Here is a 23,829-nt window from a genome sequence, read left to right on the forward strand (position 1 = left end):
AGCGCAGCGCTCAGGCGTTTCGTCTCGGTCGCGCTCCGCGCGTCCTCGCTCAACGACCGGGTGACACGAAGGAGAACTCCGATGGCACTGGCATCCGCTCCCGTGCGTCCAGGCGCACGGCGCCGTGCGCGGCGCAACGCCCTGATCGGGTGGAGCTTCATCCTCCCCAACTTCATCGGGTTCGCCCTGCTCACCCTCGTCCCGCTCGTCGGCGCGCTGGCGCTGGCATTCATGGAGTGGGACGGGTTCAGCGACCCGGAGTTCGTCGGCATCGCGAACTTCACCAGGCTGTTCCGCGACTCCTCGTTCGGGATCGCGCTGCTGAACACGATGTACTACGCCGCAGGGCACATCCCGCTCACGATCGCGGCATCCCTCGCCCTCGCCCTGCTGCTGAACCGCAAACTGGCCGGCGTCGGGTTCTTCCGCACTGCGATGTTCTTCCCGTACGTGACCTCGCTCGTCGCGATCGCCGTGGTGTGGAACATGCTGTTCAACCCCCAGTACGGCCCGATCAACCAGTTCCTGTCGTTCATCGGCATCCAGGACCCGCCCGGCTGGACCTCCAGCTCGGCGTGGGCGATGCCGGCGGTCATCATCACCAGCGTGTGGCGCGACATGGGCTACTACATGGTGCTGTTCCTCGCCGGACTCCAGGCGATCCCGCAGGAGTACTACGAGGCCGCCAAGGTCGACGGCGCGAACGCCTGGCAGCGGTTCTGGAACATCACCATCCCGACGCTGCGCCCCACGACGTTCTTCGTGCTGGTCATGGTCACCATCGCCAGCTTCAAGGTGTTCGACCTGATCGTCGTGATGACCGACGGCGGGCCCGGCCGCGCCACGCTGGTGCTCTCCCAGCTCATCTACCGCGAGGGCATCCGCGAGAACCGCTTCGGCTACTCGTCGGCGATCTCGCTCGTGCTCTTCCTCATCGTCTTGATCTTCACGGTCGTGCAGTTCAAGCTGCAGCAGCGGAAGGAACGCTGATGGCTCTCAACACGCTTCCGAACACCGCGGCCGTCGACACCAGGGCCGTCGTCACGCCGCCGCGGCCCAATCGTCCGCTCCGCGCAGACCGGCGCGACGCCGTGCAGGGGGTGCGGGCCGTGCTGATGTACGTCGGGCTCGCCGTGCTCACCGCGCTGATCTTCGTACCGTTCGTGTGGATGGTGTCGTCGTCGCTCAAGCAGGACAACCAGGTCTTCTCGATCCCGATCCAGTGGATCCCCACCGAGTTCGTCTGGTCGAACTACGTCGACATCTGGACCCGCGTGCCGATGCTGATGTACCTGAAGAACTCGGCGTTCCTGTCGATCGTCATCACGTTCCTGCAGGTACTGACCGGCAGCTTCGCGGCGTACGGCTTCGCGAAGATGCACTTCAAGGGCCGTGACGTTCTGTTCGTCGCGTACATCGCCACCATCGCGGTGCCGTGGCAGGCGTACATGGTGCCGCAGTACATCATGATGCAGAAGGCCGGCCTGGTGAACACGCACCTGTCGATCATCCTGCTGCAGGCGTTCGGCGCCTTCGGCGTGTTCCTGATGCGGCAGTACTACATGACGATCCCCGACGAGCTCAGCGAGGCGGCCCGCATCGACGGGCTCAGCGAGTACAGCATCTGGTACCGGATCATCCTGCCGCTGACGAAGCCGGCGATCGCCAGCCTGGCGCTGCTGACCTTCGTGAACACCTGGAACGACTACATGGGGCCGTTCATCTACTTCACCTCGAACGACCTGTGGACCGTGCAGCTCGGGCTGCGGCAGTTCGTCGGGCAGTTCGACGCCGAGTACGCCATGATCATGACCGGGTCGGTGATCTCGGTCATCCCGATCGTGATCGTGTTCCTGTTCGGTCAGCGCTTCTTCATTCAGGGGATCGCGACCAGCGGCATGAAGGGGTGACGGCATGACGGCACGCGCGTCGCAGCGCCCGTGGGGTCCCGGCTTCGACACGTGGCAGTCGCTGTTCGCGTTCGCCTACCGAGGGCTCGCCACCGGCGCGTGCCTGGCCCTGTTCGCGCTGCCGCTGGCCGTCGTGCTGATCGGCGTTCCCCGGCCCGCCGAGACCGCGCCGTTCCTGATCCTGTGCGCCCTTCCGCTCGGCCCGGCCCTGAGCGCGGCGTTCTGGGCGTTCGACGCCGCCAGCGATACCGGATCCAGCGCCCCGTTCGCGCTGTTCGCCCGCGGGCTGGCCGCCACCTGGTGGCGGGGCCTCGGCGTGTGGGCGATCACCTCCGCGCTCGCGGTGTTCCTCTTCGTCGACGCCGTCGCCGTGGCAGGCACGCCGTTCGCGCTGCTGCTCGGGCCGCTGCTGGGCGTCATCGGCGTGGTGGTGCTGGCCGCGACACCCGTCGCCCTCGCCGCGGTCGGAATGCCGCAGCGGCCCGGCATCCTCGCCGCCGCCAAGGCGGGGCTGTACGCGGCAGTGCGCCGTCCGCTGCCGTCGCTGATGACGCTGCTGATCCTCGGCGCATGGGTCGTGATCGTCCTGGCGCAGCCGGTGGTCGGCGTGCTGGGCCTCGGCGGCTTCGCGCTGATGCTGGTCTGGATGAACGCCGCCGCGCAGCTGACCGCCGTGGGCGCTCGGCCGGACTCGCCGACCGCCTGACATCCGAACTCACCGGCGGTCGCCGGGATCGGTCCCCTCGGGGAGCCGCTCGGCGGGGACGACCACGACGTCCTGCACCTTCCAGTCCAGCCGTTTCACGCCGTCCGACAGTTCGGTCAGCTCGCTGACCGCGACGCGATCGCGCTTCGGGACGATGAACGCCTCGACGTGGAACACCTGCCCCTGGTCGCGGACGCGCACCCCGGCATCCCGCACGCCGGGCCGGCTGCGCAAGTAGCTGACGATCTCCGCGGCGAGCGGATGCGGGTGCTTGTCGTCGTAGGTGCGGGCGCGCTGGTCCATCAGGTCGACGACGGCACCCCGGGTGTTGCGGATGCCGTCCCACACGATTCCGAGGGAGATGAACAGCGCCGCGGCGCCGTCCAGCCACCAGATGCCGGCGCCCACGCCGAGCACGCCGATGATCGATGCGGCGTTGGTGTGCCAGTCGGCTTTGGCCATGTCGGCGTCGGCGAACAGCAGCTTGTTGTGCAGCCCGGGTGCGAGCCGGGCCTTCGCCGGTCCGTACAGGAAGACCGGGCCGGGGACGATGAGCAGCATCACCCCGACCATCAGCCAGCCCAGCCAGACGGTGTGCCCGAACAGCTGCACCGTGCCGATCGATGGGTGCTCTGCGCGGATCAGCCCGGTGACGGCCTCGACGGCGAGGTTCGTGCCCACCGCGAGGAGGGCGACGCCGGCCACGAGGTGCCCGACTCCCATCGCGCGGTGCCGACCGTACGGGTACCGACGGCTCGGCGGCTTGCTGACCAGCGGCAGGGCGCACAGGAACGCGATCTGCGGGATGAGGGAGAGCATGTCCTCGATCCACGCGGTGCGCATCGCCTGCGACTGCCCGACCACGAACGCCAGCAGCACGATGGTGCAGGTCGTGTAGCCGATCGTGAAGAACTCCCAGCGCACGGCCTTCTTCAGCGCCTGCCGCTGCTCGTCGGGCAGGTCGGTCCGTCCGAAACGACGCTCCTCGCCCATCAGCCGGTCTCCTCGTCCAGGAAGCGCTCCAGTTCGGACAGGAAGGCGTTCTCGCCCATCGGCACGAGCATCACGATGCTCCGCCCGTCCGCCCCGTCGATGCCGGGATAACCGCGGCTGACGCCGACCCGGTCGAGCCACGGGCTCTGATCGGTCAGGCCGCCGATCACGAGGTCGAGGTCGCCTCGCTCCAGCATCCCGACCAGCGTCTCCTCGCTGCCGAACGTCCACTCCGGCTCGGCGTCGATGCTCTCGGCGAACTGTTCGGTCAGGTCGGCCAGCGGACCGGTCGGCTCTCCGCCCTCATCGCGGACCAGGCCCGGATCAGGCGAGACCCCGACGCGCAGCTCCCCGCCGCGGACCGACTCGAGCGTGCCATCGGGGTCGGCGGGGATCGTGATCCCGCACCCGGCGAGCAGGGCACAGGCGGCCAGCAGCGCGGCGGCGACGCGTCCGCGACGGCGCGCGGCGCGAGCAGGGCTGAGTGACGAGTGCCGGCTGCTCATGCTCCATGCCTATCGGATCGGCGGCCGTCTGCCAACCTGCGCGCCCGCGCGTCGGTCGGGTGAGCACCACGTGTGCTGCAGTTTCCGGCATCCGCTGCATCGATCAATGGCGCGGATGCCGGAAACTGGCGCGCACATGGGACGACCACCCGCCGTCACCCACTCGCGCGCAACACCAGCGCCGGGGCGAGCCGGATGTCATCGACCGGCGCCGCCGCCTCGACCATCGCCACCATCGCCTCGACAGCCCGCTCGCCGAGGGCGTCGAAGTCCTGACGCACGGTGCTGAGCGGCGGGCGGAACTCCGCGGCGTCGGCGACGTCGTCGAAGCCGATCACGGCGACGTCCTCCGGCACGCGGCGCCCGGCGTCGGCCAGCGCCCGCAGCAGCCCGAGCGCCATCTGATCGTTCGCGCACACCACCGCACTCAGCGATGGATCATCGCGCAGCAGCAGGCCCTGCTCGTGCCCTGAGCGGGACGACCAGTCCCCGCGGAACGGCTCCGGCGGGCGGATGCCGGCTGCGGCGAGCGCCTCCTGCCACCCGCGCTCGCGCTCGGAGGCGGCGAACGACCCGGCGGGTCCTGCCAGATGGTGAACGACCGGGTGCCCCTGCGCGAGGAGGTGCTCGGTCGCGGCACGGCATCCGGCTGCGTGGTCGGTCGCGATGACGGTGAACCGCTCGTCCGGCGGGGAGTCCACCACGACGAGTCGCAGGTCGCCGGGGGCGGCGTCCCGCGCCAGCGCGGTGGCCTCGTTGAGGACGATGGCGCCGTCGGCGCCCTGCTCGCGCAGCCAGTCGAACGCCTCGGCGATGTCGGCCGAGGCACCGAGTGTGACGACGGTCAGCGCGTATCCGCGCGCCGCGGCCGCGTCCGCGACGGCCTGCAGCATCCGGGAGTTCCCCACCGTGGCGAGGGTCTGCGCGACCAGGCCGATGGTCTGCGTGCGTCCGGTGCGCAGCGCGCGAGCTGCGCGATGCGGGCGGTAACCGAGCTCGGCCATGGCCTGCTCGACCCGGGCCCTGGTCGCGGGGTCGACCCGCGGGCTGTCGTTGGCGACGCGCGACACGGTCTGGCTGGACACGCCCGCTCTGGCGGCGACCGTGGCCATCGAGACGCGCTTCGGCTGCGGCATCCGTGCCCTCCTCCTCATCCACTCCGCCCGTTCACAACTCAGGCGTGTTGACGTTATCACGCGGTGCGCGGTACCGTGTTGACGTGAACATGCCCGAATCTCCTGAGTTGCGAACGCCGGCCGCGCACGACGAACTCGGTGCCGGCGTCGTCAAGCGCAGCACCCGGCTGGCCGACGGCCGCGAGCTGTTCTACTACGACGATCCGGGCACGACGCTCGGCCCCGACCGTCGCGTCGACGCCCGCACGCTGGACCCGCGTCCGGAGACGGCCACCATGCGGCAGGACGCGCTCACCGGCGACTGGATCACGTTCGCGACCAAGCGGCAGAACCGGGTCATGCTGCCCAGCGCGGATGCCGACCCGTTGGCGCCGCAGACCGCGGACAACCCGTCCGAGATCCCGTCCGCGTACGACGTCGCGGTGTTCGAGAACCGCTCCCCCGCGTTCGGGCCGGCCCTGGCCGAGGCCGTCGGCACCGCCCCCGCCGCCGACGACGCGCCCCGCGGCCTGGACGACCTCGCCGAGCTCGGGCTCGGCCGCACGCGTACGAGCGTGGGCCGTTGCGAGGTGGTCTGCTTCAGCCCCGCGCACGAGGGCTCGTTCGGCACCCAGTCGGTGACCAGAGCCCGCACGGTGATCGAGGCGTGGGCCGACCGCACCGCCGCGCTGTCGGCGCTGCCCGGCATCCAACAGGTGTTCCCGTTCGAGAACCGCGGCGAGGCCATCGGGGTGACACTGCCGCACCCGCACGGGCAGATCTACGCGTACCCCTACATCACCCCGCGCACCGGTCGCCTGCTGGACGCCATCGACCGCGCCGGATCCGACCTGCTCGCACGGGTGCTCGACTTCGAGCGGGCCTCCGAGCGGGTCGTGCTGCAGGGCGAGCACTGGACGGCGTACGTGCCGTTCGCCGCGCGCTGGCCGCTGGAGGTGCATCTCGTGCCGCACCGCCACGTGCCGGACTTCGCCGCCCTCAGCGATGCTGAGCGCGACGAGCTGGCCCCGCTGTATCTACGGCTGCTGCGCGGCGTCGATGCCCTCTACGGCACACCCACCCCGTACATCGCCGCCTGGCATCAGGCTCCGGTGCACGCAGGCCGCGACAGTGTGCGGATGCGGCTGGAGCTGACCAGTCCGCGCCGCGCCGCCGACAAGCTGAAGTTCCTCGCCGGGTCCGAGTCGGCGATGGCCGCATGGACCGCCGAGATCCTGCCCGAGCAGTCCGCCGAACGCCTCCGAGAGGCCGTGGCCTCGATCTCGCCGGACCTGACCTGACCCGCCCCGTGCACAACGTCGCAGATCTGCACTGTTTCGCAGCGCATCCGGCATCCGGCTGCGAAGTACCGCAGATCTGCGAGACAGCACCCCTCCGACCCGCCCCAGGAGCCAATCCATGACAGCCTCCGAAGCCGCCCGCGACCTGTTCACCGTGCTCACCGGCCGCTCCCCCGACGGCATCTGGTCGGCGCCCGGCCGGGTGAACCTCATCGGGGAGCACACCGACTACAACGAGGGTTTCGTGCTGCCGTTCGCGATCCCGCACCGCACGTACGCCGCGGCGGCGTGGCGCGACGACCGCCGCATCCGGGTGACGTCGACCTTCGCCGACGAACCGGTCGAGGTGTCGCTCGACGATCTGACGCAGCTGTTCCCCACCGGCCCGGACACCTCGGTTCCGGAGTGGTCGGCCTACGTGCTCGGCGTCGCCTGGGCGCTCAGCGAGACGACCGGAGCACGCGACGGGCTGTGCGGCGTGGACATCGCGATCGCCTCCGACGTGCCGGTCGGCGCCGGCCTGTCGTCATCCGCAGCGATCGAAGGCGCCACCGCCACCGCGCTCGACGAGCTGTGGTCGCTCGGCCTCGACCCTGTGACGCTGGCGAAGGCCGGCCGCCGCGCCGAGAACGAGGCGGTCGGCGCCCCGACCGGCATCATGGACCAGATGGCGAGCATGCTGGGCCGCCCGGACGCCGCCACGTTCCTGGACTGCCGCACGCTGGAGACGCGCTCGATCCCCACCGGGTTCACCGCGGAGGGCCTGGAGCTCCTCGTGATCGACACCGGAGTGAAGCACTCGCATTCCACCGGCGGCTACCGCGAGCGCCGCGACGCCTGCGAGCGCGGCGCCGAGATCATGGGCGTGTCGTCGTTGCGCGACGTCACGGTGGGCGACCTGCCCCGCGCCGCCGAGCTCATGGACGACGTCACCTTCCGCCGCGTCCGCCACGTGGTCACCGAGAACCAGCGCGTGCTGGACACCGTCGACGCGCTCACCGACAGCGGGCCGCGTGCCATCGGCGGGCTGCTCACGGCATCCCATGCGTCGATGCGGGACGACTTCGAGATCTCGGTCCCCGAGCTCGACACCGCGGTCGACACCGCCCTCGCGCACGGTGCGATCGGCGCGCGGATGACCGGCGGCGGCTTCGGCGGCGCCGCCATCGCGCTCGTCGACGGGGACGAGGTCGAGGCGGTGACGGATGCAGTCGCGCAGGCCTTCGCGACTGCCGGCTTCGCCGCCCCGCACACCTTCACGGTCATGCCGTCACAGGGTCCGCGGCGCGACGCCTGACAGAATCGTGTGTGCGCACGTGCGCGACGGAAGGAGACCCATGTCCTGGCTTGTCACCGGCGGCGCCGGTTACATCGGAGCGCATGTCGTGCGCGCCCTCGCAGCGGCGGGCATCGCCCCGGTCGTGCTCGACGACCTGTCGAGCGGCCAGGCGTCGTTCGTGCCGGCCGACGTGCCGCTGGTGGAGGGCAGCATCCTGGACCGCGAGCTCGTCGAGCGCACCCTGCGCGAGCACAACGTCGAGGGCGTCATCCACGTCGCGGGATTCAAGTACGCCGGGGTTTCGGTGCAGCGCCCGCTGCATACGTACGCGCAGAACGTCGAGGGCACCCGCATCATCCTCGAGGCCATGGAGGCGGCCGACGTCTACCGGATCGTGTTCTCGTCCAGCGCCGCGGTGTACGGCACCCCGGACGTCGAGCAGGTCACCGAGCACACCCCGAAGCGCCCGGCCAGCCCGTACGGCGAATCGAAGCTGATCGGCGAGTGGCTGCTGCGCGACCAGGGCGTCGCGACCGCCGACACCGACCGGCCGCTGCGGCACACGTCGCTGCGCTACTTCAACGTGGTCGGCTCCGCCGACCCGTCGGTGTACGACGTCAGCCCGCACAACCTGTTCCCGATCGTGTTCGAGGCCCTGCTGGCCGGACGCACCCCGCAGATCAACGGCGACGACTACGACACCCCGGACGGCACCAACGTGCGCGACTACGTGCACGTGGGCGACATCGCCGCCGCGCACGTCGCGGCCGCCCAGCGGCTCACCGCCGGCGAGCCGATCGAGCCGGCGTACAACCTCGGCTCCGGCGACGGGCTGAGCGTGCGCCAGATCATGGATGCCATGGCGCGCGTCACCGGTGTGGAGTTCACCCCGGTGATCGGGCCGCGCCGACCGGGCGACCCGGATCGGATCGTGGCGTCGGGGGAGCTCGCGGCGCGCGACCTGGGATGGACGATGCGGTACACGGTGGATGAGATGGTGCGGACGGGCTGGGAGGCGCGTCGGAGCGCCGGCTAGGTTTCCGTTGTGTGGCGGGGCGGGGATGCCGCCGCCGTTCTGGCGGGGCGCGGATGCCGCCGCCGTTCTGGCGGGGCGGGGATGCCGCCGCCGTTCTGGCGGGGCGGGGATGCCGCCTTCGCTCGCAGAGCGGGGGCCCCGCCCGCTTCGCGGGCACCCCGATGCTCGCTTACGGCGGCACCCCGCCCCTCGCGTTTCCATGTCTGGGGATCCGACGCGCCTGCGGATGGTAGTAGTGGGGGATGGGCGTTCATGTTGAGGTGCGGGCGGCGGTGGCGGGGGATGCGGACGGGATCGCGGCGGTGCACGTGCGGGCGTGGCAGGAGGCGTACCGCGGGCTCATGCCGCAGGAGGTGCTGGACGGGCTGTCGATCGAGCAGCGCGCGGAGGGATGGCGGCGGATCATCGCGCAGCCGCAACCCGGCGGGCACACGATCGTGGCGGACCGCGACGGTGCGGTCGTCGGCTGGGCGACCTACGGCACCGCACGGGACGCAGACCCGCCGTCGACCGGTGAGCTGTGGGGCATCTACGCCCACCCGGACGCCTGGTCCACCGGGGTCGGCCATGCGCTGCTGATCGCGGCCGAGGAATCCCTGCAGGCCGCCGGACACACCGCGGCCTACCTCTGGGTGCTGGACGGCAACGCCAGGGCGGCCCGCTTCTACGAGCGTCACGGATGGATCGAGGACGGGGGCACCCGGGTCGAGGAGCGCCCAGGCCTCGTGCTGCACGAGCGCCGGCACGTGAAGCGCTTCCCCGGAGCGCAGGACCCCGCCTGATCAATCCAGGGCGGTCATCACGTGCTTCAGACGCGTGTAGTCGTCGAAGCCGTACTGCGAGAGGTCCTTGCCGTAGCCGGAGTGCTTGAAGCCGCCATGCGGCATATCCGACACGAACGGCAGGTGCGTGTTCACCCAGACGCAGCCGAAGTCCAGTTCGCGCGTGAAACGCATGGCACGCGAATGGTCGCGAGTCCACACCGACGCGGCGAGCGCGTAGCGTACGCCGTTGGCGAGGGCGAGCGCCTCGTCATCGGTCTGGAACGACTGCACCGTGAGCACCGGGCCGAACACCTCGTCCTGCACGATGTCGTCGTCCTGCCGAACGCCGGACACTATCGTGGGCTCGAAGAAGTAACCGACCTCGCCATGCCGGCGCCCGCCGGTCTCGACGCGTGCATGCCCGGGCAGCGCGTCGATGAACCCCTGCACGCGCGAGAGCTGCGCGGCGCTGTTCAGCGGGCCGAAGAACACGCCGTCCTCGTGCGGGCCGCCGGTGCGGGCGTGCGTACGGGTGCGCGAGATCAGCGCGCGCACCAGCTCGTCGTGCACCGAGGCGTGCACGATGACTCGCGTCGCGGCGGTGCAGTCCTGCCCGGCGTTGAAGAACGCGGCGGCGACGATCCCCTCCGCCGCCTTCTCCAGCGACGCGTCGGCGAAGACGACGGCGGGCGCTTTGCCGCCGAGCTCGAGGTGGACACGTTTGACGTCGGATGCCGCCGAGCGGGCGACCTCCATGCCGGCGCGCACCGATCCGGTGATCGCCACCATCTGCGGCGTCGGATGCTCGACGAGCATCCCGCCGGTCTCCCGGTCGCCGAGCACGACGTTCAGGGTGCCGCCCGGTGTGTGCTCCGCGACGATCTCGGCCAGCAGCAGCGTGGACGACGGGGTGGTCTCGGCGGGCTTGAGCACGACGGTGTTCCCCGCTGCCAGAGCCGGGGCGATCTTCCACACCGCCATGTTCAGCGGGTAGTTCCACGGGGTCACCTGTCCGATGACGCCGACGGGCTCGCGGCGCACGTACGATGTGTGCCCTGCGAGGTACTCCGCCGCCGCGCGGCCCTCGAGGCTGCGTGCCGCTCCCGCGAAGAAGCGCAGCTGGTCTATGGACTGCTCGATCTCGTCCGCCACCAGCGTCCGGCGAGGCTTCCCGGTGTCCTGCGACTCGAGATCGGCGAACTCCTCCGCACGCTCCGCCATCGCGTCGGCGATGCGGAACAGGGCCAGCTGGCGCTCGGCCGGGGTGGTGTCGCGCCACACCGGGAACGCGGCGGCAGCCGCACGGTAGGCGGCGTCCACGTCATCCCGGTCGGAGATCGGGATACTGCCGTATGTCCGTTCGGTGGTCGGGTCCACGAGGTCGATCCGTCCGGCGCCGTGCGCGGGTCGACGCGCGCCCGCGATGTGGTTGTGAGACGTCGTCGTCGGCATGATGGGAACTGTAGCCGCGAACCTACGAAATCTAAAGGTTCGGTACGAAAAGTCTTCGGATTCGGTTGCATGTGCATCATTCGAGTGTCAGGATCATCACATGACCAAGCAGAAGACGCCGGCGCTCGATGACGTGTCGAAGCGCATCATCGAACTGCTTCAGCAGGACGGCCGGCGGCCCTACGCCGACATCGGACGCGCGGTCGGACTCAGCGAGGCGGCCGTGCGGCAGCGCGTGCAGCGGCTGACGGATGCCGGGGTCATGCAGATCGTCGCGGTCACCGACCCCCGGCAGCTCGGCTTCTCGCGAATGGCGATGATCGGCATCCAGGTCGATGGAGACCCGCGCGACGCCGCCGACGCGCTGAAGGCCCTCGACGAGATCGCGTACGTGGTGGTGACGCTGGGATCGTTCGACGTGCTGGCGGAGGCGATCTGCGAGACCGACGAGGACCTCCTGGATCTCATCGCCACCCGGATCCGGACCATCCCGGGCGTGACGCACACGGAGAGCTTCCTGTACGCGGGCCTGCACAAGGACTTCTACAACTGGGGCACCCGCTGACGCGAGTGCCCACGACACCACGATGGAGTGGGATCAATGGGAACAACCGTGTTCGAGCGACACCGCACGACCGACGCGGTCATCCGGCACGCCCTGCAGGACACCCGGCAGGGATCGTTCTGGCTGGACGACGTCGAACGACCGGCGTGGGAACCGCTCCGCGCTGACGTGGCGTGCGATCTGGTGATCGTCGGCGGCGGCTACGCCGGCCTGTGGACGGCGGTGCGGGCGAAAGAGCGCGACCCGCAGCGCACGGTGGTGCTGCTCGAGGCCGCCCGCATCGGCTGGGCGGCGTCCGGCCGCAACGGCGGATTCTGCGAGGCGAGCCTGACCCACGGGTACGAGAACGGCAAGCGCCGATGGCCCGACGAACTGGACCTTCTCGAACGGCTCGGCCTCGAGAACCTCGACGGCATCCAGGACACCGTCGCCCGGTACGGCATGGACGTCGACTGGGAGCGCAGCGGTCAGCTGCACGTCGCGACCGAGCCGCACCAGGTGGACTGGCTGAAGGAGCGCGGCGAGTTCCTCGACACGGATGCCGTGCGCGCGGCGGTCCACTCCCCCACCTACCTCGCCGGCTCGCTGGAGCGCGACACCTGCGCGGTCGTGCACCCCGCCAAACTCGCGTTCGAGCTGGCGCGGGTCGCCGGCGAGCTGGGCGTGCAGATCCACGAGCACAGCCGGGTCACCGCCGTCACCGGCTCCGGCGCGCAGCAGGTCCACGTCGACGGCGGAGCCACAGTGCACGCCGCGCAGGTGGTCCTGGCCACCAACGTCTTCCCGTCGCTGCTCAAACGCAACCGGCTGATGACGGTGCCGGTCTACGACTACGCGCTCATGACCGAGCCGCTCACCACCGAGCAGTACGACGCGATCGGGTGGAAGGGCCGATACGGCATCAGCGACAGCGCCAATCAGTTCCACTACTACCGGCTGAGCGCCGACAATCGGATCCTGTTCGGCGGCTACGACGCCATCTACCACTATGGCGGAAAGGTGCGCGCCGAGTACGAGGAACGCCCCGAGTCGTTCCAGCGGCTCGCGTCGCACTTCTTCACCACTTTCCCGCAGCTGGAGGGGCTGCGCTTCACGCACCGGTGGTCAGGGGCGATCGACTCGTGCAGCCGGTTCTGCGCCTTCATGGGCACCGCCCGCGGCGGGCGCGTCGCGTACGCAGCCGGATTCACCGGCCTCGGCGTCGGGGCGACCCGCTTCGCGGCCGACGTGATGCTCGACCGGCTGGCGGGCATCTCGACCGAGCGCACCCGGTCGAAGATGGCCCGCACCCGACCGATCCCGTTCCCCCCTGAGCCCGCGGCGGCGATCGGAGTGAACCTGGTGCGCGCGTCGATGGACCGCGCCGATCACAACGAGGGCCGCCGCAACCTGCTGCTGAAGACCCTGGATGCCGTCGGCATGGGTTTCGACTCGTGACCGCACTCGAAGAGGAGCTCGCATGACCACCACCATCCGCCATATCATCGACGGCGCGGAGACCGGCGACGCCACCCGCACCCTGCCCGTGTACGACCCCGCCACCGGCGCACAGCACCGCGAGGTCGTGGCCGCGTCGACGGCGGACGTGGAGCGCGCCATCGCCGCAGCGAAGGCCGCACAGCCGGCATGGCGGGCGTCGAGCCTCATCAAGCGGGCCGACGTGTTCTTCCGATTGCGGCAGCTCCTCGCGGATCGCACCGACGAGCTCGCCGCGATCGTCACCAGCGAGCACGGCAAGGTGCTCTCGGATGCCGCCGGCGAGGTGTCCCGCGGCATCGAGAACGTCGAGTTCGCTGCGGGGCTGCTGCACCACCTGAAGGGCGAACGCGCCGAGCAGGTCTCCCGCGGGATCGACGTGCACTCCGTCAAGCAGCCGGTCGGCGTCGTCGCGGCGATCACCCCGTTCAACTTCCCCGTCATGGTGCCGCTGTGGATGGTCGCCAGCGCCATCGCCTGCGGCAACACGGTGGTGCTCAAGCCCAGCGAGAAGGATCCGTCGGCGGCGATCTGGCTGGCGAAGGCCTTCCAGGAGGCTGGCCTGCCCGACGGCGTGCTCAACGTGATCAACGGCGACCGGGAGGCCGTCGACGCGCTGGTGGATTCGAAGGACGTGGCCGCGATCAGCTTCGTCGGTTCGACACCGATCGCCGAGGCGATCTACCGCCGCGCCTCGGCCAACGGCAAGCGCGTCCAGGCGCTCGGCGGGGCCAAGAACCACATGGTCGTCATGCCCGACGCCGACATCGACGGGGCGGCGGCCGCCGCGGTGTCCGCCGCCTACGGCTCGGCCGGCGAGCGCTGCATGGCGGTGTCGGTGCTCGTCGCGGTCGGCGACATCGCCGACGACCTCGTGGACGGCATCCGCTCACGCATCGAGCAGCTGCGCATCGGGCCTGGCACCGACCCGGCGAGCGAGATGGGGCCGCTCATCACCCGGGAGCACCGCGACCGGGTCGCCTCGTACGTCGCCGGTGCGGCCGCCGAGGGTGCGACCGTGGTCGTCGACGGCACGCGGAAGGCCTTCGACGGCAACGGCTTCTTCATCGGCGTCTCGCTGCTCGACGACGTGCGCCCCGGCATGAAGGTGTACGAAGACGAGATCTTCGGCCCTGTGCTGGCGGTGGTACGGGTCGCCTCGTATCAGGAGGCCGTCGACCTGATCAACGCGAACGCATTCGGCAACGGCACCGCGATCTTCACCCGCGACGGCGGCACGGCCCGCCAGTTCGAGTTCGACATCGAGGTGGGCATGGTGGGCGTGAACGTGCCGATCCCGGTGCCGGTGGGCGCCTTCTCGTTCGGCGGCTGGAAGAACTCGCTGTTCGGCGATTCGCACATCTACGGCCCCGAGTCGATCCACTTCTACACGCGCTCGAAGGTCGTCACGACCCACTGGCCCGACCACACGCCCGCCCAGGTCGACCTGGGCTTTCCGAGCAACCACTGACGCACGAGACGGGGCACCGACATGGCACAGTTCACCGACCGTCACGGCGTGACCCACCCGCTGCCCGCGCCGGACGCCGAGGCGCGGGTCCGCGCGGACGATCGCGGTCACGTCTTCCACTCCTGGAGCGCGCAGGGCCGGATCGGTCCGATGCCGGTCGCCGCGGGCGAGGGATCCACCTTCTGGGACTACCAGGGGCGCGCGTACCTCGACTTCTCGAGCCAGCTGGTCAATCTGAACCTCGGCCACCAGCATCCCGATCTCGTCTCCGCCCTCCAGCGGCAGGCGGGGCGCCTCGCCACGATCCAACCCGCCGTGGCGAACGACGTCCGCGGGGAGCTGGCCCGGCTGATCTGCGAGGTCGCGCCGGAGGGGTTCCAGAAGGTGTTCTTCACGAACGGCGGAGCGGAGGCCAACGAGTACGCGGTGCGCATGGCCAGGCAGGTCACCGGCCGCCGCAAGGTGCTGTCGATGTACCGCAGCTACCACGGCTCCACCGCGACGGCCATCTCACTGACCGGCGACCCGCGGCGCTGGGCGAACGACCCGAGCGACATCGCCACGGTGCGCTTCTTCGGCCCGTACCCGTACCGTTCGCCGTTCCATTCCGAGACCGTCGAGCAGGAGTGCGAGCGCGCCGTCGCCCACCTTGAGCAGACGATCCTGCTGGAGGGTCCGTCCACCATCGCGGCGATCATCATCGAGACCGTGGTGGGCACCAACGGGGTGCTGATCCCGCCGCCCGGCTACCTGCAGGCGGTGCGCGAGCTGTGCGACCGGCACGGCATCCTGTACATCGCCGACGAGGTGATGGTCGGCTTCGGCCGGCTGGGCGAATGGTTCGCGATCGACGCCTTCGACGCGCGACCCGACCTGATCACGTTCGCGAAGGGCGTCAACTCCGGTTACGTGCCGCTCGGCGGTGTGGTGATCACCGAGCGCGTCGCCTCGTACTTCGACGACGTCGCGTTCCCGGGCGGACTCACCTACTCCGGGCATCCGCTCGCCTGCGCGGTCGGGGTGGCGACGTTCGAGGTGTTCCGCCGCGACGGCATCCTCGAGCGCGTGCGCGACCTCGGCGAGCGCGTCGTCGCGCCGATGCTGCGGTCGTGGGTCGACACGCACCCGAGCGTCGGCGAGGTGCGCGGCCGCGGCCTGTTCTGGGCGGTGGAGCTGGTCCGCGACAAGGACACCCGCGAGCCGCTGGTGCCGTTCAACGCGAGCGGGGCGGATGCCGCACCGATGAACGACTTCGCCGCGGCGGCCAAGCAGGCCGGCGTGTGGCCGTTCACGCACTTCAACCGCACGCACATCGCGCCGCCGCTGGTGATCTCGGAGGAGGAGCTCGTCCGGGGCCTCGCCGCGATCGATGAGGCTCTCACCGTGGCCGACCGGCACGCGGAAGCGGCGAAGGTGAGGATCACAGCATGAGCGAGCAGAGCCGGAACGCGGCGTGGCAGCAGCAGGCGTCGGATCATCTCTGGATGCACTTCACCCGGCAGTCCACGATGCACGACGGGCACGTCCCGATCATCACGCGCGGGGAGGGGCATCACATCTGGGACGCCGACGGACGCCGCTACATCGACGGGCTGGCTGGGCTGTTCGTGGTCAACGCCGGTCACGGCCGCAAGCGCCTCGCGCAGGCGGCCGCGCGGCAGGCCGAGGAGCTGGCGTTCTTCCCGCTGTGGTCGTATGCGCATCCGTCGGCGATCGAGCTGGCCGACCGTCTCGCCGAGTACGCGCCCGGCGACCTGGATCGGGTGTTCTTCAGCACCGGCGGCGGTGAGGCCGTCGAGACGGCGTTCAAGCTCGCCAAGCAGTACTGGCGCCTCGTCGGCAAGCCGGGCAAGCACAAGGTGATCTCCCGCGCGGTCGCGTACCACGGCACTCCGCACGGGGCACTGGCGATCACCGGCATCCCGGCGATGAAGGAGATGTTCGAGCCGGTCGCCCCTGGCGGCTTCCGGGTGCCCAACACCAACTTCTACCGCGCCGCCGAGATGGGCGCGCCGGCCGACGACCCCGAGGCGTTCGGCCGGTGGGCCGCCGACCGCATCGAGGAGATGATCCTGTTCGAGGGGCCGGACACCGTCGCCGCGGTGTTCCTGGAGCCGGTGCAGAACTCGGGCGGATGCTTCCCCGCCCCGCCCGGGTACTTCCAGCGTGTGCGGGAGATCTGCGACCGGCACGACGTGCTGCTGGTGTCGGACGAGGTGATCTGCGCGTTCGGGCGGCTCGGGCACATGTTCGCCTGCGATGGGTACGGCTACGTGCCCGACATGATCACGTGTGCGAAGGCGATGACGAGCGGGTACGCCCCGATCGGCGCGACCATCGTCTCGAACCGCATCTACGCGCCGTTCGCCGAGGGGCAGACGTACTTCCCGCACGGCTACACGTTCGGCGGGCACCCGGTGTCGGCCGCCGTCGCGCTGGAGAACCTCGACATCTTCGAGGAGGAGGATCTGAACGCCCGGGTGCGGGAGAACTCGCCCGCGTTCCGCGCCGAGCTGGAGACCCTCCTAGACCTGCCCATCGTGGGCGACGTGCGCGGAGACGGGTACTTCTTCGGGATCGAGTTGGTGAAGGATCAGGCCAACAGGGAGACCTTCGACGCCGACGAGTCCGAGCGGCTGCTGCGCGGGTTCCTGTCGAAGGCGCTGTTCGACGCCGGCCTGTACTGCCGGGCGGACGACCGCGGAGACCCCGTGATCCAGCTCGCCCCGCCGCTCACGATCGGCCCCGCCGAGTTCCGCGAGATCACCGGCATCCTCGGCGACGTCCTCACCCGGGCGGCCCGCCTCCTCTGACAGTTCCCGGTCGTCGAGCGAGCACCGCCGCAGTTCCCGGTCGTTGAGCGAGCAGCGCCGCCGCTCCCGGTCGTCGAGCGAGCACCGCCGCAGGCGGAGCGAGACGAAACGCCCCCACACCCACGAACCGTTTCGTCTCCGTCGCCCTCCGGGCTCCCTCGCTCAACGACCAGGGGAAAACTCCCGCCACCCCCATCCGGTCGTTGAGCGAGCACCGCCGCAGGTGGAGCGAGACGAAACGCGCCCACCACCAACGAACCGTTTCGTCTCAGTCGCCCTCCGGGCACCCTCGCTCAACGACCGGGGAATTCGTCTCTGTCGCCCTCCGGGCACCCTCGCTCAAACGACCGGGGGAGCCAGGGTCCCTCACCGATCGGGAGAGTCGGCGTCGTAGACCTGCTCACCCTCCACCCAGGTGGCCAGCACCCTGGTCTCGCCGATCTCGTCGGACGGCCCGTCGAACGGGTCGCGGTCGAGCAGCGCCAGATCGGCCAGCATGCCGGGGCGGATGCTGCCGGTCTCGGGCAGACTGTTCACCCGGGCCGACCCGGCCGTGTACGCCTGCAACGCGGTGCCGAGATCGATGGCCTGCTCGGGCAGGAACGCCGGGTAGTCACCCTCCCGCTCCGACGGCGCGGAGCGCCGGTTCACCGCCGTGTGGATCGCGGCGAGCGGATCGGGGGTCGACACCGACCAGTCGCTGCCGGCCGCCAGAGCGGCGCCGGCGCGGAGCAGGTCGCCGAACGGGTACTGCCAGCTCGAGCGCTCTTCACCCAGGAACGGCAGCGTGAGCTCGACCATCTGTGGCTCCAGGGTCGCCCACAGCATCTGCATGTTCGCCGTCACCCCGAGCCGGCGGAACCGGGGCACGTCGTCGGGGTGCACCACCTGGAGGTGTGCGAGGTGATGCGGGTTGCCGCGCGGGCCGTTGCGGCGCAGCGCCTCCTCCACCGCGTCCAGGCACTCGCGCACGGCGCGGTCGCCGATCGCGTGGAAGTGCAGGGTGAAGCCCAGCGCGTCGAGCCGCGCGGCGGCCTCCTTCAGCAGCTCGGCCTCGACGAACGAGATGCCGGTGTTGCCGGTGCGGTGGCCGTGCCCGTCGCAGTACGACTCCAGCATCGACGCGGTGAAGTTCTCGGCGACGCCGTCCTGCATGATCTTGATGCTCGTGGCGGCGAATCGGCCCACCCGGCCGGCCTCGCGCATGGCGACGAGGTCGTCGATCTGCTCGAGGCCGCGGTTGCGGTCCCACCACAGCGACCCGACGACGCGGGCGGACAGCTCCCCCGCCTCGGCGGCGGCGAGGTAGACCGGCAGCGGGTCGCCGGCGTCGCCGTACTGCGTGCCGACGATGGCATCCTGCCAGGCGGTGATGCCGAACGAGTGCAGGTGCCGCTGCCCCACCGCGAGAGCCTCCCGCAGCCGCTCCGGCGGCTCCGCCGGGAGCAGCCGGTTCACCAGCCCCATCGCGCCCTCGTGCAGGGTGCCGGTCGGGTTCCCGTCGGCGTCGCGCTCGATGCGGCCGTCGGCCGGGTCAGGGGTGTCGCGGGTGATGCCGGCGAGCTGCAGGGCCCGCGTGTTCACCCACGCCCCGTGCCCGTCGCGGTTCGGCAGGAACGCGGGCCGGTCGGCGACCGCCGTGTCGAGCACGGCCGCGGTGGGCGTGCCGCCGGGGAACGCCGACATCTGCCAGCCGCCGCCGAGGATCCACTCGTCTTCCGGCCGGGCGGCCGCATAGGAGCGGATGCGATCGAGGTACGCCTCCTGCGTGCCGACGTCGGCCAGGTCGCAGCGCAGGATGTCCAGTCCGCCCCAGAGCGGATGCACGTGGGCGTCCTGGAACCCGGGCACGAGCAGCCGGCCGTCCAGGTCCACGACCTGGGTGGACGGTCCGGCCAGCTCGACGGCATCCCGTCCCACCGCGACGATCCGGCCGTCGCGGACCGCCACCGCATCGCCACGGCCGCGCGACGCATCCGAGAGGAAGACGCGGCCGCCGTAGGCGCCGCCGGTGAAGACGAGATCGGCGTGCATGTCAGCCTCCAGCCATGGTGCGGGCGATCTGCGCGGCGGAGTCGCCGGCGCGCTTGAGCACCAGCGCCACCAGGCCCAGTGCGATCAGGGTGAGCACGAGCATCACCGTCGATACGGCGGCGATCTCTGGGCGCAGGCCGCTGCGCAGCGAGCTGAGCACGTACACCGGCCACGGGGTGGTGCCGGACACCTGCACGAACGCCGACACGATGGTGTTGTCCAGGCTGAGCGTGAACGACAGCAGGAAGCCTGCGAGGACGGCTGGCATGGCCAGCGGCAGGGTCACCTTCCAGAAGGTGCGCAGCGGCGTCGCGTACAGGTCGCCCGATGCCTCCTCCAGCCGCGCGTCCTGGCCCACGAGACGGGCCCGCACGATGTACGACACGATCGCGATCGAGAACAGCGAGTGCCCCACCACGAGCCGCACGGTGCCGTCGTTGAACAGCGGCATGCCCAGGTCGTGGCCGAGGAACACCAGCCACGGCAGCAGCGCGATCGCGTCCACGATCTCGGGGGTGACGGACACGAGCAGCAGCAGCCCCAGGAACCACCACGCCCAGCGGCCGGGCCGCCTGGCCATCGCGATACCGGCGAGGGTGCCGAGCAGCGAGGCGAGCAATGCGGCGATCAGGCCGGTGCGCAGAGACACCATCACCGCCTCGCGGATCACCGGCCGCTCGACGAGCGCCGCGAACGGCGCCAGGCTGAACCCGTCCCAGGCGACCAGCAGGCGGCCGGAGTTGAACGACGAGATCACGATCACGACGATCGGCAGGAACAGGAAGGCGAACACGAGCACGGCCCAGGCGGTCAGGATCCGGTCGCCGGCGCTGCTCCGCGGCCGTCGGGTGCGGGCGTTCATACGGCCTCCTTCAGCACGGGGCGCGGGGCCGCCTCTGCCGGCTCGGGGCCGAGCACCAGCCGGCCGCGCAGCCGGAACGGCAGCGACACCAGCCACAGCACGGCGCCCGCGATCCCGACGGTCAGCGCGATCACGACGATCAGCAGCACCGCCATCGCCGAGCCGAGCGCCCAGTTCTGCGCGGTGCCGAACTGGCTCGCCACCAGCTGGCCGATCATGTTCCCCTGTGCGCCGCCGAGCACGGTCGCGGTGATGTAGTCGCCCATCAGCGGGATGAAGACCAGCAGCACGCCGGCGATGATCCCGGGGCGCGCGAGGGGCACGGTGACGCGCAGGAACGTCGCCGCCGCACCGGCGCCGAGGTCCTTGCTCGCCTCGCGCAGCGGGGCGCCGACGCGGTCGAACGTGACGAACAGCGGCAGGATCATCAGCGGCAGGTAGTTGTAGACGACGCCGATGAGCACCGCCGAGCGGGTGTACAGGATCTCGAGGGGGCCGTCGGTGAGCCCGGCTCCCTGCAGCAGCGACGACAGCCACCCCTCCGGGGCGAGCACGACCTGCCAGCCGAGGGTGCGCACCAGGAAATTGGTCCAGAACGGCACCATGACCAGGGCGAGCAGCAGTCCGCGGCGCTCGGCGGGAACCTTCACCGCCATCCAGTACGCGACCGGAAGACCGATCAGCAGGCACAGCACGGTGCCGGCGATGCCGACCCACAGCGTGTTCTGAAAGGTGGCGAAGAACGTCGGGGAGAGCGCCTCGACGTACCGGTCGAACGAGAGGCGGTCGTTCGCGTGGGTGCCGAAGATGCCCGGTTTGTAGCCGAAGCTGAACCAGACCACCATCGCGATCGGCGCGACGAAGAAGACGACGAGCCACGCCCACGCGGGCAGCGCCAGCGTGAAGCGCGGGCTACGCACCGGCCGCGGCCTTCGTCTTGTTCCAGATGTCGACGATGCGCTCCTGCGCCTCGGTGACGGCGCCCTCGTGCATGGTGGCGATCTGCTCCTCGGTGAAGAAGATCATGTCGAGCCGCTCGACGCCTGCTTCCTCCGCCGCCTGCTTGATGCCCTTGGCGCCGGTGTGGTAGCCGATGTAGTCCACCTGCGTGAGCTGATTCTCGGGCGTCAGGATGTAGTTCAGGAACGCGTGCGCCGCCTCGGGATGCGGCGCACCGGCGGCGAGCGCCCAGTTGTCCATCCAGATCTCGGTGTCCGGGGCGCCGAGAACCCACTGCCAGCGGTCGGGGTCGGGGGACTCGAGCATGCCGATGCGGGCGTCGCCGTTCCACGCCTGCAGCAGCACGTGCGAGGCCTGCGGGATGGCGCTGCCGCCCGGATACGAGTCGAACGCCGAGACGTGCGGGGCCAGCTCCTCGACGAGGAACTTCTCGCAGGCGTCCAAGTGCTCGGCGTCGGTGGTGGTCCAGTCGATGCCGTTCGCCCAGAAGTAGAGCCCGGTGAGTTCCGCCGGGTCGTCCAGCAGCGAGGTCTTGCCCGACGCCTCGTTCTGGGCTGCGTCGATGAAGTCGGACCAGGTCTTCAACTCGCGGGTGATGACCGTCTTGTCGTAGACGAAGCCGGTGGTGCCCCACGCCTTGCAGATCGAGTACTCGTTCTCCGGGTCCCATTCGCGGCCCAGGAAGGCCGGGTCCATGTGCTCGATGTTGGGGATGAGGTCCGTGTTGAGCTTGGCGAGCAGGCCGTTCTCGATCATCTGCGGGATGAACGTGCCGGTCGGCACCACGAGGTCGTAGCCGCTGGTTCCCTTCGCGGCGACGAGCTTGGCGATCATCTCCTCGTTCGAGGCGAACGTGTCCATGACGACCTTCGCCCCGTGCTCGTTCGTGAACGCCTCAACGACCTCCGGGGCGTCGTACTCGCCCCAGCTGTACACCGACAGGGTCTTCTCGATGTCGCCGCCGGTGGCCTGCGGTGCCGGGGCGCCCTTCCCGCCGGGAGAGCAGGCGGTGAGCACGCCGGCCGCGCCGAGCGCGGCGAGCGTGCCGATGAACCCGCGCCGGGTGAGCTGATGCCGCAGGACCGGTGCGAGGCTGCTGTCGGCGAGGATGCGGAGACCGTGTGCGTCGTTCATGGGAGCACTCCTTCGTGCGTTCGGTCGGGCGTTCGGGCTGTGGTGGCTGTGGCGTGGCGTTCGGGCTGTGGTGGCGGTCTGGAGCCTGCTGGTTCCGGATCAGGCGCGGGCGGTGTCGGGGAGGGCGATGACGTGCGTCGCCGTGGTCGGGACGCCTTCGGCGGCGAACAGGCGCACGTCGCTGGGCGACCACGTGCAGCGCACAGAGTCGTCCTCGCGGACTCTCGGCGCGGTGGGAGCGGGCGTGCGTACGAGCAGGGTCTGCCCGTCGCCGATGCCGACCACGACCTGCAGGATCTCACCCAGGTGGGAGACACCGAGCACACGCCCGTCCACGCCAGGGCCCGCCGTCGATTCGGTCTCCAGCCGGATGAACTCCGGCCGGATCGCGGCGAGCGCCTGCTCGCCCGGCGCCACCCGCTCGCCGCCCCAGCGCCCCTCGAACGTTCCGTGGTCGGTCTCGACGGCATCCCCGTTCCGCGCGGTGCCGCGGAGGAAGTTCTGCTGGCCGATGAAGGAGGCGACGTACGCGGATGCCGGTTCGGCGTAGATGTTGGATGGCGCGTCGAGCTGCTCGATGCGGCCGTTGCGCATGACCGCGATCCGGTCGCTCATCGAGAGCGCCTCGCCCTGATCGTGGGTGACGAACACGAAGGTGGTGCCGAGGCGCGCCTGCAGGAGCTTCAACTCCACCTGCATCTCCTCGCGCAGCTGGCGGTCGAGAGCAGCCAGGGGCTCGTCGAGCAGTAGCACGCTCGGCCGGTTGATGAGCGCCCTCGACAGCGCGATGCGCTGCTGCTGTCCCCCGGACAGCTGGGTCGGCTTGCGGTCGGCGAACCGGCGCAGCTGCACCATGTCGAGCGCAGCGGCCACCCTCTCGCGCTGCTCAGCCTTGGGCACGCGGCGCTGCTGCAGACCGTAGGCGACGTTCTCGGCGACGGTCATGTGCGGGAACAGGGCATAGGCCTGGAAGACCGTGTTCACCTCGCGGCGATGCGGGGGCAGGCCGAGCACGCTGCGGCCGGAGATGCGGATATCGCCGTCGTCCGGGTGCTCGAAACCGGCGATCATGCGGAGGGTCGTGGTCTTGCCGCATCCGGACGGCCCCAGCAGCGAGAGGAACTCGCCGGACTCGATCGACAGCGACAGATTGTCGACGGCGACGGCATCGCCGTAAGACTTCGTGACGGAGGCGATCTCGACTGCGCCCGTTCGTGTGTCGCCGCCCTGGCGCGTCACCTTTTCACCCATGAACCCTCCACGTCGAGGAATGCCGTGCAGACAGTCAACCACATGCAGAACGCCGACGAAACCGAAAAACGAAGAAGTATCCGCAAAACGCGACGAGATCCGTTGCTTGACCTGAGATATGCAACGGATACATCCGAATCACGGTCCCGCCGCCAGCAGCGTGCGCGATCCGGCCCGCCGCCCGCAATACTGGACGCAGGG

21 protein-coding genes are annotated in these 23,829 nt (G+C 70.3%); 12 read left to right on the forward strand and 9 right to left on the reverse strand.

Translation table 11 applies throughout. The annotated features are described in order from the left end of the window. Nucleotides 1-81 precede the first annotated feature (81 nt). From RIF65_RS10980 to RIF65_RS10990, 3 genes are read left to right on the forward strand one after another with little or no spacing between them, the layout of a single operon-like run. Nucleotides 82-990, forward strand: coding sequence for a carbohydrate ABC transporter permease (locus RIF65_RS10980; RefSeq protein ID WP_309065580.1), 909 nt, complete (start codon nt 82-84; stop codon nt 988-990). Beyond that, on the forward strand, nt 990-1,910 hold the full coding sequence (locus RIF65_RS10985; RefSeq protein WP_375142162.1) for a carbohydrate ABC transporter permease: 921 nt from the start codon (nt 990-992) through the stop codon (nt 1,908-1,910). Before RIF65_RS10980 ends, RIF65_RS10985 begins: the two co-directional genes overlap by 1 nt. A 4-nt stretch (nt 1,911-1,914) precedes the next feature. Beyond that, entirely contained in the window at nt 1,915-2,616 is a 702-nt protein-coding gene (locus tag RIF65_RS10990; protein WP_309065581.1) for a hypothetical protein, read from the forward strand. A gap of 9 nt (nt 2,617-2,625) precedes the next feature. On the opposite strand, the gene RIF65_RS10995 is transcribed toward RIF65_RS10990, so the two are convergent. The 3 genes from RIF65_RS10995 to RIF65_RS11005 all read right to left on the reverse strand — a co-directional run bounded on the left by RIF65_RS10995 (nt 2,626) and on the right by RIF65_RS11005 (nt 5,251). Next, a complete protein-coding gene (locus RIF65_RS10995) occupies nt 2,626-3,609 on the reverse strand; it encodes a cation diffusion facilitator family transporter (protein WP_309065582.1) in 984 nt (327 codons plus the stop codon). Continuing rightward, a complete protein-coding gene (locus tag RIF65_RS11000; RefSeq protein ID WP_309065583.1) occupies nt 3,609-4,115 on the reverse strand; it encodes a transporter substrate-binding domain-containing protein in 507 nt (168 codons plus the stop codon). Before RIF65_RS11000 ends, RIF65_RS10995 begins: the two co-directional genes overlap by 1 nt. A gap of 155 nt (nt 4,116-4,270) precedes the next feature. Then, nucleotides 4,271-5,251: a LacI family DNA-binding transcriptional regulator gene (locus RIF65_RS11005; protein WP_309065584.1), complete on the reverse strand. Its 981-nt coding sequence runs from the start codon at nt 5,249-5,251 to the stop codon at nt 4,271-4,273. 89 nt (nt 5,252-5,340) lie between these two features. Here RIF65_RS11005 and galT point away from each other — a divergent pair, with 89 nt between their 5' ends. The 4 genes from galT to RIF65_RS11025 all read left to right on the forward strand — a co-directional run bounded on the left by galT (nt 5,341) and on the right by RIF65_RS11025 (nt 9,628). After that, nucleotides 5,341-6,531, forward strand: coding sequence for a galactose-1-phosphate uridylyltransferase (gene galT / locus RIF65_RS11010; protein WP_309065663.1), 1,191 nt, complete (start codon nt 5,341-5,343; stop codon nt 6,529-6,531). Between the two features lie 118 nt (nt 6,532-6,649). After that, entirely contained in the window at nt 6,650-7,828 is a 1,179-nt protein-coding gene (gene galK, locus RIF65_RS11015) for a galactokinase (RefSeq protein ID WP_309065585.1), read from the forward strand. Between the two features lie 40 nt (nt 7,829-7,868). Beyond that, nucleotides 7,869-8,846: a UDP-glucose 4-epimerase GalE gene (galE, locus tag RIF65_RS11020; RefSeq protein ID WP_309065586.1), complete on the forward strand. Its 978-nt coding sequence runs from the start codon at nt 7,869-7,871 to the stop codon at nt 8,844-8,846. A 242-nt stretch (nt 8,847-9,088) separates the two neighbouring features. Beyond that, the gene (locus RIF65_RS11025; RefSeq protein WP_309065587.1) at nt 9,089-9,628 is read left to right on the forward strand and encodes a GNAT family N-acetyltransferase; all 540 of its coding nucleotides are present in this window, start codon (nt 9,089-9,091) and stop codon (nt 9,626-9,628) included. Here the strand turns inward: RIF65_RS11025 and RIF65_RS11030 are convergent, their stop codons facing one another. After that, on the reverse strand, nt 9,629-11,062 hold the full coding sequence (locus RIF65_RS11030; protein WP_309065588.1) for a gamma-aminobutyraldehyde dehydrogenase: 1,434 nt from the start codon (nt 11,060-11,062) through the stop codon (nt 9,629-9,631). It abuts the gene before it with no gap. A 100-nt stretch (nt 11,063-11,162) separates the two neighbouring features. On the opposite strand from RIF65_RS11030, the gene RIF65_RS11035 reads away from it, so the two are divergent. From RIF65_RS11035 to RIF65_RS11055, 5 genes are read left to right on the forward strand one after another with little or no spacing between them, the layout of a single operon-like run. Then, nucleotides 11,163-11,627, forward strand: a complete 465-nt coding sequence (locus tag RIF65_RS11035) for an Lrp/AsnC family transcriptional regulator (RefSeq protein WP_309065589.1) — start codon at nt 11,163-11,165, stop codon at nt 11,625-11,627. 36 nt (nt 11,628-11,663) lie between these two features. After that, a complete protein-coding gene (locus RIF65_RS11040) occupies nt 11,664-13,064 on the forward strand; it encodes an NAD(P)/FAD-dependent oxidoreductase (RefSeq protein WP_309065590.1) in 1,401 nt (466 codons plus the stop codon). Between the two features lie 22 nt (nt 13,065-13,086). After that, nucleotides 13,087-14,574, forward strand: coding sequence for a CoA-acylating methylmalonate-semialdehyde dehydrogenase (locus RIF65_RS11045; protein ID WP_309065591.1), 1,488 nt, complete (start codon nt 13,087-13,089; stop codon nt 14,572-14,574). Between the two features lie 21 nt (nt 14,575-14,595). Continuing rightward, nucleotides 14,596-16,005, forward strand: coding sequence for an aspartate aminotransferase family protein (locus RIF65_RS11050; protein ID WP_309065592.1), 1,410 nt, complete (start codon nt 14,596-14,598; stop codon nt 16,003-16,005). Beyond that, nucleotides 16,002-17,387, forward strand: a complete 1,386-nt coding sequence (locus RIF65_RS11055) for an aspartate aminotransferase family protein (protein ID WP_309065593.1) — start codon at nt 16,002-16,004, stop codon at nt 17,385-17,387. Before RIF65_RS11050 ends, RIF65_RS11055 begins: the two co-directional genes overlap by 4 nt. Before the next feature lie 366 nt (nt 17,388-17,753). On the opposite strand, the gene RIF65_RS11060 is transcribed toward RIF65_RS11055, so the two are convergent. The 5 genes from RIF65_RS11060 to RIF65_RS11080 all read right to left on the reverse strand — a co-directional run bounded on the left by RIF65_RS11060 (nt 17,754) and on the right by RIF65_RS11080 (nt 23,628). Next, nucleotides 17,754-19,421, reverse strand: coding sequence for an amidohydrolase (locus RIF65_RS11060; protein WP_309065594.1), 1,668 nt, complete (start codon nt 19,419-19,421; stop codon nt 17,754-17,756). A 1-nt stretch (nt 19,422) separates the two neighbouring features. Then, nucleotides 19,423-20,283 (reverse strand): ABC transporter permease, encoded by an 861-nt coding sequence (locus RIF65_RS11065; protein WP_309065595.1) that lies wholly within the window; start codon nt 20,281-20,283, stop codon nt 19,423-19,425. Further along, complete coding sequence (locus tag RIF65_RS11070; RefSeq protein ID WP_309065596.1) at nt 20,280-21,203, reverse strand: ABC transporter permease; 924 nt, start codon at nt 21,201-21,203, stop codon at nt 20,280-20,282. Before RIF65_RS11070 ends, RIF65_RS11065 begins: the two co-directional genes overlap by 4 nt. Next, the gene (locus RIF65_RS11075) at nt 21,196-22,377 is read right to left on the reverse strand and encodes a polyamine ABC transporter substrate-binding protein (protein WP_309065597.1); all 1,182 of its coding nucleotides are present in this window, start codon (nt 22,375-22,377) and stop codon (nt 21,196-21,198) included. Before RIF65_RS11075 ends, RIF65_RS11070 begins: the two co-directional genes overlap by 8 nt. Nucleotides 22,378-22,476: 99 nt before the next feature. Then, the gene (locus RIF65_RS11080; RefSeq protein ID WP_309065598.1) at nt 22,477-23,628 is read right to left on the reverse strand and encodes an ABC transporter ATP-binding protein; all 1,152 of its coding nucleotides are present in this window, start codon (nt 23,626-23,628) and stop codon (nt 22,477-22,479) included. Nucleotides 23,629-23,829: the final 201 nt, after the last annotated feature.

The sequence above is a fragment of the Microbacterium sp. genome, from assembly GCF_031180975.1.
Lineage (GTDB): Bacteria > Actinomycetota > Actinomycetes > Actinomycetales > Microbacteriaceae > Microbacterium.

Bases quoted from the DNA above. Each gene is read 5' to 3' on its own strand.
- RIF65_RS10985 (WP_375142162.1), top strand. From the start codon at position 990: ATGGCTCTCAACACGCTTCCGAACACCGCGGCCGTCGACACCAGGGCC.
- RIF65_RS11025 (WP_309065587.1), top strand. From the start codon at position 9,089: ATGGGCGTTCATGTTGAGGTGCGGGCGGCGGTGGCGGGGGATGCGGAC.
- RIF65_RS11055 (WP_309065593.1), top strand. From the start codon at position 16,002: ATGAGCGAGCAGAGCCGGAACGCGGCGTGGCAGCAGCAGGCGTCGGAT.
- RIF65_RS11065 (WP_309065595.1), bottom strand. From the start codon at position 20,283: ATGAACGCCCGCACCCGACGGCCGCGGAGCAGCGCCGGCGACCGGATC.
- RIF65_RS11060 (WP_309065594.1), bottom strand. From the start codon at position 19,421: ATGCACGCCGATCTCGTCTTCACCGGCGGCGCCTACGGCGGCCGCGTC.
- RIF65_RS11000 (WP_309065583.1), bottom strand. From the start codon at position 4,115: ATGAGCAGCCGGCACTCGTCACTCAGCCCTGCTCGCGCCGCGCGCCGT.
- RIF65_RS10980 (WP_309065580.1), top strand. From the start codon at position 82: ATGGCACTGGCATCCGCTCCCGTGCGTCCAGGCGCACGGCGCCGTGCG.
- RIF65_RS11075 (WP_309065597.1), bottom strand. From the start codon at position 22,377: ATGAACGACGCACACGGTCTCCGCATCCTCGCCGACAGCAGCCTCGCA.
- RIF65_RS10990 (WP_309065581.1), top strand. From the start codon at position 1,915: ATGACGGCACGCGCGTCGCAGCGCCCGTGGGGTCCCGGCTTCGACACG.
- RIF65_RS11005 (WP_309065584.1), bottom strand. From the start codon at position 5,251: ATGCCGCAGCCGAAGCGCGTCTCGATGGCCACGGTCGCCGCCAGAGCG.
- RIF65_RS11045 (WP_309065591.1), top strand. From the start codon at position 13,087: ATGACCACCACCATCCGCCATATCATCGACGGCGCGGAGACCGGCGAC.
- RIF65_RS11040 (WP_309065590.1), top strand. From the start codon at position 11,664: ATGGGAACAACCGTGTTCGAGCGACACCGCACGACCGACGCGGTCATC.
- galE (WP_309065586.1), top strand. From the start codon at position 7,869: ATGTCCTGGCTTGTCACCGGCGGCGCCGGTTACATCGGAGCGCATGTC.
- RIF65_RS10995 (WP_309065582.1), bottom strand. From the start codon at position 3,609: ATGGGCGAGGAGCGTCGTTTCGGACGGACCGACCTGCCCGACGAGCAG.
- RIF65_RS11050 (WP_309065592.1), top strand. From the start codon at position 14,596: ATGGCACAGTTCACCGACCGTCACGGCGTGACCCACCCGCTGCCCGCG.
- RIF65_RS11035 (WP_309065589.1), top strand. From the start codon at position 11,163: ATGACCAAGCAGAAGACGCCGGCGCTCGATGACGTGTCGAAGCGCATC.
- RIF65_RS11080 (WP_309065598.1), bottom strand. From the start codon at position 23,628: ATGGGTGAAAAGGTGACGCGCCAGGGCGGCGACACACGAACGGGCGCA.
- galK (WP_309065585.1), top strand. From the start codon at position 6,650: ATGACAGCCTCCGAAGCCGCCCGCGACCTGTTCACCGTGCTCACCGGC.
- RIF65_RS11030 (WP_309065588.1), bottom strand. From the start codon at position 11,062: ATGCCGACGACGACGTCTCACAACCACATCGCGGGCGCGCGTCGACCC.
- galT (WP_309065663.1), top strand. From the start codon at position 5,341: ATGCCCGAATCTCCTGAGTTGCGAACGCCGGCCGCGCACGACGAACTC.